At 71.3% G+C, this 13,913-nt stretch carries 14 protein-coding genes and 1 pseudogene; 8 read left to right on the plus strand and 7 right to left on the minus strand.

Going from position 1 to position 13,913, the window contains the following annotated elements; translation table 11 throughout:
• The first annotated feature begins 462 nt into the window (after positions 1 to 462).
• Positions 463 to 1,224: a glycerophosphodiester phosphodiesterase gene (locus tag ADL03_RS00940; protein ID WP_053731399.1), complete on the plus strand. Its 762-nt coding sequence runs from the start codon at positions 463 to 465 to the stop codon at positions 1,222 to 1,224.
• A gap of 54 nt (positions 1,225 to 1,278) precedes the next feature.
• Positions 1,279 to 2,688, plus strand: a complete 1,410-nt coding sequence (locus tag ADL03_RS00945; RefSeq protein WP_053731400.1) for an MFS transporter — start codon at positions 1,279 to 1,281, stop codon at positions 2,686 to 2,688.
• Positions 2,689 to 2,832: 144 nt separating this feature from the next.
• Here the strand turns inward: ADL03_RS00945 and ADL03_RS00950 are convergent, their stop codons facing one another.
• The 4 genes from ADL03_RS00950 to ADL03_RS00960 form a co-directional block, all read right to left on the minus strand.
• The gene (locus tag ADL03_RS00950) at positions 2,833 to 3,036 is read right to left on the minus strand and encodes a hypothetical protein (RefSeq protein ID WP_053731401.1); all 204 of its coding nucleotides are present in this window, start codon (positions 3,034 to 3,036) and stop codon (positions 2,833 to 2,835) included.
• A gap of 82 nt (positions 3,037 to 3,118) precedes the next feature.
• Positions 3,119 to 3,247 carry a hypothetical protein gene (locus tag ADL03_RS50120; RefSeq protein WP_255353319.1) on the minus strand — a complete coding sequence of 43 codons (129 nt, stop codon included), beginning with the start codon at positions 3,245 to 3,247 and terminating at the stop codon, positions 3,119 to 3,121.
• Between the two features lie 63 nt (positions 3,248 to 3,310).
• Positions 3,311 to 4,168 carry a hypothetical protein gene (locus ADL03_RS00955; RefSeq protein WP_053731402.1) on the minus strand — a complete coding sequence of 286 codons (858 nt, stop codon included), beginning with the start codon at positions 4,166 to 4,168 and terminating at the stop codon, positions 3,311 to 3,313.
• Positions 4,165 to 4,497 carry a PadR family transcriptional regulator gene (locus ADL03_RS00960; protein WP_197287965.1) on the minus strand — a complete coding sequence of 111 codons (333 nt, stop codon included), beginning with the start codon at positions 4,495 to 4,497 and terminating at the stop codon, positions 4,165 to 4,167. Before ADL03_RS00960 ends, ADL03_RS00955 begins: the two co-directional genes overlap by 4 nt.
• A gap of 348 nt (positions 4,498 to 4,845) precedes the next feature.
• Here ADL03_RS00960 and ADL03_RS00965 point away from each other — a divergent pair, with 348 nt between their 5' ends.
• The 5 genes and pseudogenes from ADL03_RS00965 to ADL03_RS50630 all read left to right on the plus strand — a co-directional run bounded on the left by ADL03_RS00965 (position 4,846) and on the right by ADL03_RS50630 (position 7,769).
• The gene (locus tag ADL03_RS00965; protein ID WP_053731404.1) at positions 4,846 to 5,601 is read left to right on the plus strand and encodes a thymidine kinase; all 756 of its coding nucleotides are present in this window, start codon (positions 4,846 to 4,848) and stop codon (positions 5,599 to 5,601) included.
• A 238-nt stretch (positions 5,602 to 5,839) separates the two neighbouring features.
• Positions 5,840 to 6,184: an RNA polymerase-binding protein RbpA gene (locus tag ADL03_RS00970; protein WP_030466135.1), complete on the plus strand. Its 345-nt coding sequence runs from the start codon at positions 5,840 to 5,842 to the stop codon at positions 6,182 to 6,184.
• 147 nt (positions 6,185 to 6,331) lie between these two features.
• A complete protein-coding gene (locus ADL03_RS00975) occupies positions 6,332 to 7,165 on the plus strand; it encodes an aldo/keto reductase (RefSeq protein ID WP_053731405.1) in 834 nt (277 codons plus the stop codon).
• A gap of 47 nt (positions 7,166 to 7,212) precedes the next feature.
• A pseudogene (locus ADL03_RS50625) lies at positions 7,213 to 7,482 on the plus strand (transposase); the annotation flags it as partial.
• A 65-nt stretch (positions 7,483 to 7,547) separates the two neighbouring features.
• Positions 7,548 to 7,769 (plus strand): hypothetical protein, encoded by a 222-nt coding sequence (locus ADL03_RS50630; protein ID WP_369808912.1) that lies wholly within the window; start codon positions 7,548 to 7,550, stop codon positions 7,767 to 7,769.
• Here ADL03_RS50630 and ADL03_RS00980 read toward each other — a convergent pair.
• The 3 genes from ADL03_RS00980 to ADL03_RS00990 form a co-directional block, all read right to left on the minus strand.
• Positions 7,715 to 8,569: a hypothetical protein gene (locus tag ADL03_RS00980; RefSeq protein WP_053731406.1), complete on the minus strand. Its 855-nt coding sequence runs from the start codon at positions 8,567 to 8,569 to the stop codon at positions 7,715 to 7,717. The genes ADL03_RS50630 and ADL03_RS00980 overlap by 55 nt on opposite strands.
• Positions 8,570 to 8,639: 70 nt before the next feature.
• The gene (locus tag ADL03_RS00985; RefSeq protein WP_053731407.1) at positions 8,640 to 9,257 is read right to left on the minus strand and encodes an HAD-IA family hydrolase; all 618 of its coding nucleotides are present in this window, start codon (positions 9,255 to 9,257) and stop codon (positions 8,640 to 8,642) included.
• Positions 9,258 to 9,378: 121 nt separating this feature from the next.
• Positions 9,379 to 10,548, minus strand: coding sequence for an MFS transporter (locus ADL03_RS00990; protein WP_197287966.1), 1,170 nt, complete (start codon positions 10,546 to 10,548; stop codon positions 9,379 to 9,381).
• A 302-nt stretch (positions 10,549 to 10,850) separates the two neighbouring features.
• Here ADL03_RS00990 and ADL03_RS00995 point away from each other — a divergent pair, with 302 nt between their 5' ends.
• Positions 10,851 to 13,664 (plus strand): LuxR family transcriptional regulator, encoded by a 2,814-nt coding sequence (locus ADL03_RS00995; protein WP_053731409.1) that lies wholly within the window; start codon positions 10,851 to 10,853, stop codon positions 13,662 to 13,664.
• Positions 13,665 to 13,913: the final 249 nt, after the last annotated feature.

Below are 13,913 nucleotides of genomic sequence, written 5' to 3' on the forward strand. Positions count from 1 at the left end.
CTGCAACGCCGCCCGACGCTCGTACGCCCGCTGCCGGCACGGCTGAGCACAGTACCTGCGCGGCCGGCCGATCCGACCACTCCCCGGCAACCGCCGCCCGCACCACGCACAGTGCCTGGGCTCATCCGCCTCCATGGAGCGCTCCATGGCGCGCGACGGTAGCGGGTGAGCTGGGCGTGACGTAAGCGACGCGCCACAAACCCCGACGTTCGTAGGTAACCGGACAGTACCGGTCGTGCGGGTGGTCCGGGCCGGACAACGGGTCACGAGTTTCGTCGGGGCACCTCACGTGCCCCTGAGGTGCCCTTGTCCTGGGCGTTTGTGTGGTTCTCCTGTTTCCCAGGTGCTGGATTATCGTGCGTGGTTATTTTTAGTCAACACTGAAGTAATAGAGAACAAGAAGAAAGTGGTGCGCCACCCACTGTCCACCCCGGAGCCAGGTCCACGAGGCACACTCCCACCGTGACCCACCCGTACCTCGCAGGTCCGCGCCCCCGAGCCTTCGCCCACCGCGGCTGGCACGTCGACGACCTCACCGGCATGGAGAACTCGCTGAGCTCGTTCCGCCGCGCCGTGCAGGAGGGCTACCGCTACATCGAGACCGACGTCCACGCCACGAGCGACGGCGAGGTCGTCGTGCACCACGACGACACCCTCGACCGCACCACCGACGGCGCCGGCCGGGTCTCGGAGCTGCCGTGGACCGAGGTGCGCACGGCCCGCGTGGGCGGCCGCGAACCGATCGCACGGCTGGCGGACGTGCTCGAAGAGCTGCCGGACACGTTCTTCAACATCGACGTCAAGGCCGACAACGCGGTCGAACCGATCCTCACCGTGCTGCGCAAGGCAAAGGCACTGCAACGCGTGTGCCTGGCCAGCTTCTCGGACAACCGCCTCGCGCGGCTGCGGCGCGCCGCCGGACCGGACCTGCTGACCTCCATGGGACCGCGCTCCGCGGGCGCGCTGTGGGCGGCCCGTCGCGTCCCGTTCGCCGGACTCGCCGTCAGGGGCCAGGTCGCCCAGGTACCCCGCAGCCAAGGAAAGCTCACCGTCGTCGACCGCCGATTCGTCGCGGCAGCCCACAAAAGGGCGCTCGAGGTGCACGTGTGGACGATCAACGACGAGGCCGACATGCGCGCCCTGCTCGACCTCGGAGTCGACGGCCTGGTCACCGATCGGCCCGACGTCCTGCGCGACGTGCTGCGCTCCCGCGGCGACTGGTAACAGGTTGGACAGTCGCTCATCCCACGGGTCGGCGGACAAGTACAGTCCGCCGACATGAAGGTCAAGGGCGACGACCCCACTGACACCACCACCGCCGGCCGCCGCAGGGAACAGCGCGGCTGGGTCTGGTACGACGTGGCGAACTCCGTGTTCCCCACGTCCGTGATCACCGTCTTCCTCTCGCTCTACCTCACGAGCATCGCGGAGAACGCGGCCAAGGCCGACAGCGCGCTCAACGGCGCGAACCCGTGCGCCGGCGACAACGCGTTCGACCACTGCGACGTCACGTTCCTGGGCCTGCAGTTCCCCGCCGGATCGCTGTGGGGCTACCTGCTCTCGGCCGCGACCGTGATCCAGGTGCTCGTCCTGCCGATCATGGGCGCCATCGCCGACCGCACCCAGAACAAGAAGAAGATGCTCGGCACCTTCGCGTTCACCGGCTCGGCCGCCACCGTCGCCCTCGCCGCCGTCGAAGGCACCAACTGGAAGCTCGGCATCCTCCTCTTCGTCATCGCGAACATCTGCTACGGCGCCAGCGTCGTCGTCTACTACGCCTTCCTGCCCGAGATCGCGACGCCGGACGAACGCGACGCCGTCTCCAGCCGCGGCTGGGCCTTCGGCTACCTCGGCGGCGGCGTCGCACTCGCCATCCAGCTCGGCATCACGCTCTCCGCCGACTCCCTCGGCATCACCTCCGGAGACGCCGCACGCATCGCGTTCGTCATCTCCGGCATCTGGTGGGCGGGCTTCACGTTCATCCCGCTGACCCGCCTCACCGAACACCGGTCACCGCACGGCCGCGAACACGGCGCCTCGGTGATCTCCGCCGGCTTCAAGGAGCTCGGCGCGACCCTGCGCAACGCCAAGTCGTTCCCGCTCACCCTCGCCTTCCTGGGCACCTACCTGATCTACACTGACGGCATCGCCACCGTCGCGAACGTCTCGGCCCAGTACGGCAGCGTCGAGCTGAAGTTCGAGCAGCAGACGCTGATCACCGTCATCCTGATCGTCCAGTTCGTCGCCTTCATCGGCGGCGTGCTGCACGGTTTCGTCGCCAAACGCGTGGGCGCCAAGAAGACGATCCTCGGCTCGCTCGTCGTGTGGATCGCCGTGATCACCGCGGCGTTCTTCGTCCAGGCGGGCGACGAGATGCAGTTCTACCTCGTCGCGGCCGGCATCGGCATCGTGCTCGGCGGCACGAACGCCCTGTCCCGCAGCCTGTTCAGCCAGATGGTCCCACCCGGACGCGAAGCGCAGTACTTCTCGCTCTACGAGGTCGGCGAACGCTCCACCAGCTGGCTCGGCCCACTGGTGTTCGCGGGCGTCGGCCAGGCCACCGGCAGCCTGCGGCCCGCGATCCTCGCCCTGATCATCTTCTTCGTCGCCGGCTTCGTGCTGCTGATCTTCGTCCCGGTCCGCCGGGCGATCAAGGCGGTCGGCAACCCCGAACCGACCCTCGTCTGACCGTTGTGGCGGCGCTGATCGCGTCAGCGCCGCCACAACGACCACCACCGACAGCAACGCGGCCCCGGCCGCCACTCCCCTGGCACCGCCGAGCACCAGCGCCCATCCCACGCCACAGGTCGGCGCACCTACGGCGTGGGCGCGTCACGGCGTGAGGCCCAGGCACAGCGCCACAGACGTCAGCAGCAACGGCAACTGGACACACCACCAGGTGCTCCCCTGTCCCAGCCGCACCACCGCGGGCACCAGGGCCACCCCCGTGGCGATCTTGGTCGACGTGTGCCAACCCGCCGACAGCGCCGCGAACGCCACAACCGGCGCCGGTTCCAGCACCTGCAGCCACGTCACCGCACCGGACCGACCACAACGCCGGTGAGCGCCGCCCCGCGTGGAACACCCTCAGCAGAAGACGCCCCAGGCTCGCACCACCTCACCACGCCACCACCGGCAGGTGCGTGCGCACCGCCAGCCCCAGCACCGCCGCGGTCTCACCCCACCCCGGCCGGCCGTGCTCCAGGCCCCGCTCGCCGGCCCGCCCCGCCAGGAACAGCCCGACCACCTCCTCCTCGCGGTCCGCCCGGCAACACCCGCAGCAGGGCGCGGTAGCGGCGTTCGAGGTTCCTCACGACACCCCCAGCCCCACCGCGCGCCGCCGCATCGGCGCGACCGCGCTGAGCACCAGCACCACCGCCGCCCCGACCGCGAACCCGGCCACCTCCCCCTGCGCCAGCACCGCGACCGGCCCGAGCATCAGCACCGCGAACACCGCCAACGCCCGGCCCAGCACCACGTCACCGCGCACGAACGCCACCACCCGCACCACCACCGCCAGCAGCACCACGGCCAGCAGACCGGCCCCCGTGGCCAGGCCGGCGGCCAGCCCCAGCACCACCGCTCCCCCACCCCACCAGGCCAGCCTGCGCGCCGGCGGCGTCGGCGCCTCCCGGTGGAAACCCAGGCACAGGCACGCGAACGTCACCAGCCACGGCACCTGGAAGGCCGCCCACACCAGCACGTGCGCCTGGTCCACCAGCGCCACCGCCACCGGCACGACCACGAGACCGGCCGCCACCTTGGCCGGCGTGCGCTCACCGGCCAGCAGCAGCACGAACGCCGCGATCGGCGCCAGCTCGAACAGCTGCACCCACGTGACCTCCCCGAGGACCAGGCCCGTGATCGCCGCCCCGGCGTAGAAGACGCCGAGCAGCAGGCCGAGCACCCCCAGCGCCCGCACCACCTCGCCACGCCACCGCGCCCCGTCCGGCACCCGCGTCAGCGCGGCACCCGCCGCCAGGTGCGTGCGCACCGCCAGCCCCAGCGTCGACCAGGTCTCCGCCCAGCCCGGCCAGCTGTGCTCCAAGTCCAGCTCGTCGGTCCGCTCGGCGAGGAAGATGCCGACCATCTCCTCCTCGCGGTCCCGCCGGTACCACCGCGGCAACACCCCCAGCAGCCGCCGGTACCGGCGCTCCAGGTTGCTCATGCTTCGACACCCCTCCCCCTCAGCACCGCCGACGCCGCCCGCACGTTCGCGCTCAGCCTCGCCACCTCCGCCTGCAACGCCCGCACCCCCGAGTCGGTGAGCTTGTAGTAGCGGCGCAGCCGGCCCTGGTGCACCTCCTCGCGGTCGCGTTCGGCCAGGCCGTCGGCCACCAGCCGGTCCAGCACGCCGTACAACGTGCCGACCCGCAGGACCGTGCGCCCCTCGGACAACTGCTCCACCGCCTGCACGATCGCGTACCCGTGCAACGGCTCCTCCGCGAGCGCGGTGAGCACCAGGAACGCCTGCTCGGACATGACCCGACCACTCATGTCGCTAAATATATCGTGGCGCGAGTTATATCGGGAAGCCGCATACGGCAGAGGTTTTGAGTTTAGTCAACACTGAAGTTATCGAGTAGACAGGAACGGTCTCCGCGCCGAACCGCACGCGCATCCGGTTCCGACCACCTGGTAGACGGCAGGTGACACGCATGGGGGAACAGACGAAGGTGATGTTTCGGCGGTCGACGCAGCGGCTACCTCCTGCCCACCGGGGGCAGGCGAGAGCACCAGGAGGAGCACGATGGACAACGACACAGCGCGGGGACACCGCGGTGCCGGTCGGCGTTGATCAGCCGATTCCTGTTGATCACCGGCCAGGCACTAGGGTGACCCGCCGTGGACGCCCTCCCCGATCCGACAGACGCCCTGTCCGCCGTGCCTGTAGCGGGTTCGCGCCGGTCGACCCCGGTCGTGGGGCACCTGAAGTTCTTCTTCGGGCCGATGGACTGCGGCAAGTCGACGCTGGCCCTGCAGATCGACCACAACAACTCGCGGCAGGGACGCCGCGGGCTGCTGCTGGTGCGGCACGACCGGTCGGGACAGCCGCGGATCTCCAGCAGGATCGGCATCACCAGGGAGGCCGCGGAGATCAGCGACGACGATCTCCGCCGGTTGGTCCGCGCCGAGTGGGCGCAGGGCCGGCGGGTGGACTACCTGATCGTCGACGAGGCCCAGTTCCTCACGCCCGCCCAGGTGGAGCAGCTGGCCGAGCTCGCGGACGACGTCCAGGTCGACGTGTACTGCTTCGGGCTCGCCACCGACTTCCGCGGGGAGATGTTCCCGGGGTCGCGGCGGCTGTTCGAGCTCGCGGACGAGCTGAACGCCATCCAGGTCGAGGTCCTGTGCTGGTGCGGCGTGCCAGGACGGTTCAACGCACGGGTGCGGGCCGGACGGGTGATCAGGGCCGGCGACACGGTACTGGTCGCGGACACGGTTTCGGATACGGAACAGCACCGATCGGGTACAGAGCGCGACTGTGTAACCGATGCCACCGAAACTACTGTGCGCTACCAAGTGCTCTGTCGGCGTCACTTCCGGCTGGGCGATCTGGGCCCTGACGTCGCACAAAGTGGTCAGCTTCGGTTGGCCTAGGCGACTACCCACAGGGTTCGCTAGGCCGTTAGAGTGATGCGTGAGCCCAGTAGCTTGATAACGCGTCACGATCCCTGAGCGATCGCATCCATTAGTAGGAAGCCTTCGTTGACGAGTGAACGACGTCACTGTGGGCGACCATGAGAGCGAACCGGAAACAAACGGAGCAATCCGGGCGTTGCACACGGTGAGCAAGAAGCCTGGGCCCCGGCCCTGAGCCGAGCGAAAGGACACCGCCATGGCCGACCGCGTTTTGCGTGGAAGCCGGCTCGGAGCAGTCAGCTACGAGACCGACCGCAACCACGATCTCGCTCCGCGCCGGGCAGCGCGGTACGCCTGCCCCAAGGGACACGACTTCGAGGTCCCGTTCTCCGACGACGCCGAACTGCCTCCGACCTGGGAGTGCCGTCTCCACGGCACCGAGTCGAAGATCATCGACGGCGTCGAGCCGGAGGTGAAGAAGGTCAAGCCGCCGCGCACGCACTGGGACATGCTCCTGGAGCGCCGGTCGATCCCCGAGCTCGAGGAGCTGCTCGACGAGCGCCTCGAAGAGCTGCGTGGACGCCGCACCCGCACGGCCTGATCCGAGCACAGACGCTCAAGCCGTCCCGGTCGCCTACCGGGGCGGCTTTTTGCGTGCCCAGGGCCTCTGAGGGCCCGGAAGCGGCCGGTCCGGGTGTTTCCCGCTGTTCTGCAGGTGGCACGACCACGTCGGGGGCATCCTGTCGGCATGACGACCGCGCAGGTGCAGCTCCCCTCCGGCGAGTCCGTCCCGGCCCTGGGCCTGGGCACGTGGCACATGGGCGAGTCCAGGGCCGCCCGCGACGACGAGGTCGCCGCGTTGCGCCTGGGGCTGGACCTGGGCATGACGCTGGTCGACACCGCCGAGATGTACGCCGACGGCCGCGCGGAGGAAGTGGTCGGCGAGGCCGTCGCCGGGCGCCGCGACGAGGTGTTCCTCGTCTCCAAGGTCCTCCCCCGCAACGCCAGCGCCCCCGGCACCGTGCGGGCCTGCGAGGCGAGCCTGCGCCGGCTCGGCACCGACCACATCGACCTGTACCTGCTGCACTGGCGCGGGCGGGTGCCGTTCGAGCACACCCTCGACGGGTTCGCGGCCCTGGTCCGATCGGGCAAGATCCGCCACTGGGGCGTCAGCAACTTCGACGTGGCCGACATGGCCGAGCTGACGGAGCTGTCCGGCTTCTGCCAGGCCGACCAGATCCTCTACAACCTGAGCCGCCGCGGCCCCGAGCACGACCTGCTGCCGTGGCTCGCCGAGCGGTCCATCCCGGTCATGGCGTACTCCCCCGTCGAACAGGGACGGCTGCTGCGCTCACCGGTCCTCGCCGAGGTCGCCCGCCGGCACGGCGCCACGCCCGCCCAGATCGCGCTGGCGTGGGTGCTGCGGCTGCCGAACGTCAACGCCGTCCCGAAGTCCAGCTCGCTCGACCACGTCAGGGAGAACGCCGCCGCGGGCGACCTCCGGCTGACCGAGGCCGACCTGGCCGACCTCGACGCGGCGTTCCCGCCGCCGGACGGCCCGGAGCCGCTGGACGTGCTGTAGGGCGTGTCCTGCGGATCTTTCTCATGATCGTGTGCAGATGATGGTCTGTGGTCGGACGTGGTGAGCTGACGGACAAGCTCCACCTGGCAGTCAACACCGCCGGCCTGCCGCTCGCGGTGATCCTCACACCCGGCCAGGCCGGTGACAACCCGCAGCTGCTGCCGCTGCTCGACGACATCCGCGACATCGACGTGGATGGGCAGCGGGTGCGCGTGGGGCGGGTGATCGCTGACAAGGCCTACACCCACCCGAGCACCCGCACCGCGTTACGACAGCGGCGAATCAAAGCCACCATCCCCGAACGCGTCGACCAGATCGACCGCCGCAAGGCCAAGGGCTCGGCCGGTGGCAGGCACCGACCTTCGCCCCCGATCTTTACAAGATGCGCAACGTGGTCGAGCGCTGTTTCAACCGCCTCAAGCAGTTCCGCGGCCTGGCAACCAGGTTCGCCAAACGAGCCGCCTACCACCGTGCCGAGATCATCCTCGCCTGCATCGTCCTCCACCTCAGGCGAGGATCCGCAGGACGTGCTCTAGACCGGCCGGTTCCTCATGCCCGCGTGCCGACCGGCGTGTGCTCCGTGTGCCGGGTGTCGGCCGCGTAGTGGGCGACCGCGATCGCTCCGGCGATCGCCAGGACGAACCCGACGGTCGCGGCGACCACGTAGCCCTCGCGGACGTGGTCGTCGAGGTAGACCAGTCCGACGAACGACGACAGCGCCGTGTTGGTGGTGAACATGATCGCGGTGACCCCGGTCGGGCCGCCCTTCTGCAACGCCATCGCGAACAGCACCGCGGCGGTGAGCCCGTTGAGGACGATGGCCCAGGCCGCCGGTTCCAGGACGAGCCGCCACACGGCGTCCGGCAGGTCGAGCGTCCGCGCCGCGATGCCGACGAGGCTGTAGGCGACACCGGAGCCGAACGCCAGCGCCACCGTCGCCCAGACGTGGTGGTGGCGCCGCGCGTAGACGGCGATCGCCGCCACCGGGACCGCCATGCCCACGAGGATCCAGCGCCACTGCGGCGGCAGGGCCTGCGCCGGGCCCGGCTCGGCGGACACGCCCAGCATGACCAGGCCGATCGCGCCCACACCCAGCGCGACCCAGCCCTGCGCACGCAGGTGAGCGCCCATGAAGGCGCTGATCGTGGCCGTCACACCGACGCTGAACGCGAGCATCGACTGCACCAGGAACAGCGGAAGCCGGTGCAGCGCGGCCGCCGCGCAGGCGAACCCCAGCAGATCCACACCGAGACCCAGGAAGTACAGCCACTGGCGCCGCAGAGCGATCAGATCGAGAGACCTTCCGCCGTACGCACCCGCACGCCGGACACCCATGGCCTCCAGGATCGAACCGCTGCCGGATGCCAGGGTCGCCAGCACGGCGAGGAGGTAACCCAGTGCCATCCGTCCATTGTGTCAGCCGGTGGTCGCGGTGCTTTCAGCCTCCCCGTCGGAAACGGCCGCCATCGGCCGTTCAGACGTGCAGGGTCACGCGGTCCGCGGTCACCTCGAAGCGCACGTGCGACAGGTCGGGCACGACGATGTCCGCGTCCAGGTCGGTGCCGATGCCGAGCGTGGTGCACCCGGCGGCGCGTCCGGAGGCCAGGCCGGACGCGGTGTCCTCGACGGCGAGGCAGCGTCGCGGGTCGACCTTGAGCTGCTCGGCGGCCTTCAGGTAGGGCACGGGCTCGGGTTTGCCGCGGTCCACGTCGTCCGCGGTCACGAGGACCTCGGTCACCGGCAGGCCCGCGGCGGTCGTGCGGGCGGCGGTCACGTCACGGGTGCAGGAGGTGACGATGGCCTTGCGGTCGCCGACGGCGGTGGTCGCCTCCAGGGCGCCGGGAAGCACGACGACGCCTTCGAGGTCGTGGGTCGCGATGTGCGAGTAGTGCGCGAGGCCCGCCTCGTGGCGGTCGGGCGGTAACAGGGCGGCGACGATGTCTTTGGCGGGTTTGCCCTCGGTGCCGGCGAGGCGGGCCGGGTCGACGCCCTCCTCCTCGGCCCAGCGGTGCCACGCCCTGCGCACGGCGGCGGTGGAGTCGATCAGGGTGCCGTCCAGGTCGAACAGGACGGCGTCGAACTCGAGTCGCATGGTTCATCCCTTCGGTGTGGTGGGCAGCCGAGCTGCGGGTGTGGTGGCGGGCGGAACGCCTGGGAGCCGCACGGCACGAGTCACCGGCGGTCTCGCAGGCGTCCGACGGGTCAGGCGGTCGTCACCGCGCGGTGCTGGTGGCGGTCTCGCGGCGCCTCACGTAGCGGACCAGCAGCACGACGAAGCCGAAGGCGACGACGCTCATCACGGCGCCCAGCACGGCCACGCCGGGCAGGCCGGCCTGGTCGAGCGCGATGCCGCCGAAACCGGCGCCCGCGACGATGCCGATGTTGAACGCCGAGACGGCGAACGACACGGCCAGCTCACCGCCCTTGCCCGCCGCCTGGAACAGCGCGGCCTGCACGGCGGGGACGAACGACCAGGCGGCCAGCTGCCACACGACCACCAGCGCGATGGTCTGCACGGCGTTCGTCGACATCGGCAGCACGGCGAGCAGGGCGATCGAGGTGATGGCGGAGGTGATCAGCAGCGTCTTGCGGGAGTCGGCGTCGGCTCCCCTGCCGCCGATGACGTTGCCGACCACGGCGCACACGCCCGCGATGACCAGCACGACGATCACCATGGTGCTGCTCAGGCCGGCGCGCTGCTCCAGCAGCGGCACGAGGTAGGTGTAGACGGTGAACGACGCGCCCCAGAACAGGGTGATCGCGGCGAGGCCGATGAGCACGGGTGCGGTGCGGATGGCGCGCAGGCGCTCGCCCAGCGGAGGGCCGTCGTCGGCGCCGGTGGGCGGCAGGGCGACGGCGATGAAACCCAGTGACAGCAACGCCATCGCGCCGATCACGAGCATCGGCATCCGCCAGCCCATCTGGTGGCCGAGCAGGGTGCTGATCGGCACGCCGAGCGCGGTGGCGGTGTTGACGCCCGCCTGGATCGTGGCGATCGACGACGCGCGCTTCTCCTCACCGCCCAGGCGTGCGGCGGCACCGATCGCGGTCGCGAGGTAGAGACCCATCATGGCGCCGGACAGGATGCGCGAGCCGAGCAGCACCGGGTAGTTCGGCGCGAGTCCCGCGGCGAGGTGGCCGAGCGAGAACACCACCAGGCAGCCGAACAGGACCTTGCGGCGGTCCAACCGGTGGCAGACGGCGGACAGGACCGGCGCGCTGATGGCGAACGCGACGGCGTTCAGCGTCACCAGCTGTCCGGCCGCTGCCTCCGAGACTTCGAGATCACGCGCGATCTGGGGCAGCAGTCCGACGACGGCGAATTCGGTGCACGCCACCGCGAACGCGCCGCTGAACAAAGCCCATATCCAAATCCTCTTCACTGCCCCCTCCAGGCGTGCGCGTCGACAACGCAATTGGCCAGAGGGTTGACGGCTCGTTCCGCGGCTAAGCACATTCTTCGCACCCGACTACGGGAGTCCGCAGTCAATCGACGGCGAATGTCCTTGTGGAGCGCGTATTTTCGCCGGTAGGGCAGCCGAAGGTGTTCACATGATCGGACTAATGGCGAATTGCCCGATTATCACCCGTTTGGCCGGTTCCGGCCGGTGAGCAAGTGGGTACGTGCAGCAATATCGGGGCGTAGGGGGTACGCGCCGCCGTCGTACCAAGGGGGAGGACTGCTGTGCTCGATGACGAGCCGCCCGCCACATCGATCCCACCCGCACAGCGATTACCGGTCCACGACACCATCGAGCCCGTCTCCGCCGCCCTCGCCGGGTTGACGCGGGGTGAGGGCAGCGTGCTGATCGCCGAGCAACACGGCGTCCTCGGCCGCAGAGCGCTCGTCAGCCACGTACGGGCAGCAGCAGCGCGCACCGGCATACGGGTGGTTCACGGCCGTGCGACCCACGTGGACCGTGTCGCGCCGTTGTCCACGCTCAGAGCGGCGCTCAGCGCGGGTGTGCCCGACCCGCACCGCGACTTCGACGTCGACCACCTCACCGCGTTGCGGCAGGTCAGGGCCCAGCTGGTGGGCCTGGCCGCCGGTGGGGGCGTGCTCGTGTGCCTGGACGACTTCCACCACGCCGACGACACCACGGCGCTGGCGCTGCGGGTGCTCATCCCCGGCCTCAGGACCACGCCCGTGCTGTGGCTGCTCTCGCTGCGCCCGGCGCAGGCCTCCGCCGCCGTGCGGGGCGTGGTGGACGTGCTGCTCGACGCGGGGGCGCGGCGGCTGCCGGCGAGGTGGCCGACCGGTGAGGACGCGCGACGGCTGTGCGCGCGGCTGTTCGGCGCCGAACCCGACCAGGCCCTCGTGGAGATCGCCACCGACGTCGACGGTGATGCGGAACGGGTCGTGCGCGCGTTGCACGACGCCGGGCACATCCGGGTGGCCGACGGGAAGGCGGAGCTGGTCGCGGACGCCGACCGGTGCGCGTTGCCCGGCTGGCTGGTCTCCGACGTCCGCGCGGCACTCGGCGATCTTTCCGCGACGGCCGCGGCGGTGCTGGACGCGGGAGCGGTGCTGGGCCGGGTGTTCACCGTGCACGAGGCGGCCGCGCTGATGCACAAGCCGGTGCCCGAGCTGTTGCCGGCCGCGGCGCAGCTGGTCGAGGCCGGTGTGCTTGCGCCCGGCTCCGCAGGCCTGACCTTCTGCAGCGAGCTGGTGCGCCGGGTGGTCCACGCGGGGCTGGCCGAGCCCGTGCGGGTGGCGCTGCACCGCGAGGCGGCCGACGTCGTCGCCGCGGAGGGCCGCCCGGCCGCCGAGGTCGTGCACCACCTGGAACGCGGTGGCCGCCGCGGTTCGCCCGCCGTCGTGGACGCGCTGCGCAGGGCGGTGCGGGACCGGGAGGGTGGCACCGCGGGAGCGGCCGACCTGGCGGTGCGGCTGCTGGACCTGGTCGGCGACGACCACCCCGGCGCCGACGGCCTGGTGGTGGAGGCGGTGCGGCTGCTCGCGCTGGCCGGCCGGACCACGCAGGCCTGGGACCTGGCGGTGCGCACGCTGGACCGGGTGCCGGAGGCCTCGACCGAGACGCGGCTGGTGTGCGCGCTCGGCGAGCTGGCCGACGGCCGTGAGCCCGACCACGACCACGTGGTGGTGGAGTACGCGCGCCGGGCGCTGGCCCGGACGGACCTCGACGAGCAGGACCGCGCCGATCTCGCGGCGGTGCAGGCGTACCGGCTGGCTGCGGCCGGGCACACCGACGCCGCGGAGAACGCCGCCGCGCGGGCACGGGCGGCCGGTGGTGAGGCGGTCGTGCTCGGTGCGGCCGCACGCGCCCAGATCGCGTTGCGCCGCGGTGAGCTGGGCCGGGCGCTGGACCTGGCCAGGACGGCCGTGCGCGAGGCCGATCGCGCGGGACCGTTCCTGCGCAGGCGCGGATCGCGGTTGTGGCTGTGCGCGCCGCTGGTGGCGCTGGACCGGTTCGACGAGGTGCACTCGACGCTGAGCGTGGTCGCCAGCGAGAGCGCCCAGGTGGGGGCGGCGTGGCCGCAGCCGCGCTGGCAGTACCACCGGGCCCGCACGCACCTGGCGACCGGACGGCTGCGCGCGGCCGAGGCCGACGCCGAACTGGCCGTGCGCACCGCACGCGACCGGGCGTTCGCGCCGTTGCTCGGGCGGTCGTTGCTGCTGCTCGCGGAGATCCGCACGGGTCTGGGCGACCTCGGTACGGCCGAGGCGAACCTGCGCGAGGCCGAGCACCTCGGCGGCCGCGGCGCGGGAGCGGCCAGGCTGGCGTGGCGGCGGGTGCTGTGGCTGTGCGCCGCCGACCGGCACGACGAGGCGGCCGCGGTCGCCGAGGGGTTGCTGACCGGCACCGACCTGGTGGCGATCACGGCCACCGCGCCGTCGCCGGTCGCGCCGGTGCTGGTGCGGCTGGCCCTGCGCAGGGCCGACCAACGGCGGGCCGACGAGGTCGTGCGGGTCGCCCAGGAGCTGAGCGAGCGCAACCCCGGTGTGCTGGGCGTGGCGGCCACCGCCGCGCACGCCGCGGGGCTGCGCGACGGCGACCTCGACGCCGTGGTCCGTGCCGCCGAGCTGAACCGGTTGAGCGACCGGCGGGTGGCCGCGGCGGAGGCGCTGGCCGACGCCGCCCGGCTGGCCCGCGCGCGCAACGACCGCGGCCGGGCCCGTGACCTGCTCGAACAGGCGCACGAGACGTGGAGCGCCTGCGGTGCCGAGCTCGCCGCGCACCGGACCGGCACGTACCTGGCCGACGTTCCCGACGACGTGCCCGAACCGTCCGACGCGGTTCCGGAGCCGGCGCTGGGGCTGTGGGCCAGCCTCACCGAGACCGAGGTGCGGGTGGCCCGGCTGGTGGCGCGCGGCCTCACCAACAAGGCCATCGCCACCCACCTCACCCTCTCCCCCAACACCATCGGCACCCACGTGCGCAACACGTTCACGAAGCTGCAGGTCACCAACCGGGTCGAGCTCGCGTTGCAGGTGATCGCCCACGACCGGGAGCCCACGTCCCGGCGCTTTCCCTGAGCGCCGCGCTCCCCCGAAGCCCGCCGGTCCGACCGGCGGGCTTTTTCATTGCTCCCCCACCGCCATCTGGCCTCACTCATTCGCGTGAGCAGCACCGCGCGCATTTCCCGGCGGCGCGGCAAAGGTCATGGATTTGAGCGAGCTTCGCGAACACCGGGACGGGGCAACTTCTAATTGCGACGGAGTTCGAGCCCACCACGAGTGATGACGCTCGCGACCGGATCGCGGTTGTTCGACTTCCCTTCTGGA

The organism is Nocardia sp. NRRL S-836, from assembly GCF_001279525.1.
Lineage (GTDB): Bacteria > Actinomycetota > Actinomycetes > Mycobacteriales > Pseudonocardiaceae > Lentzea.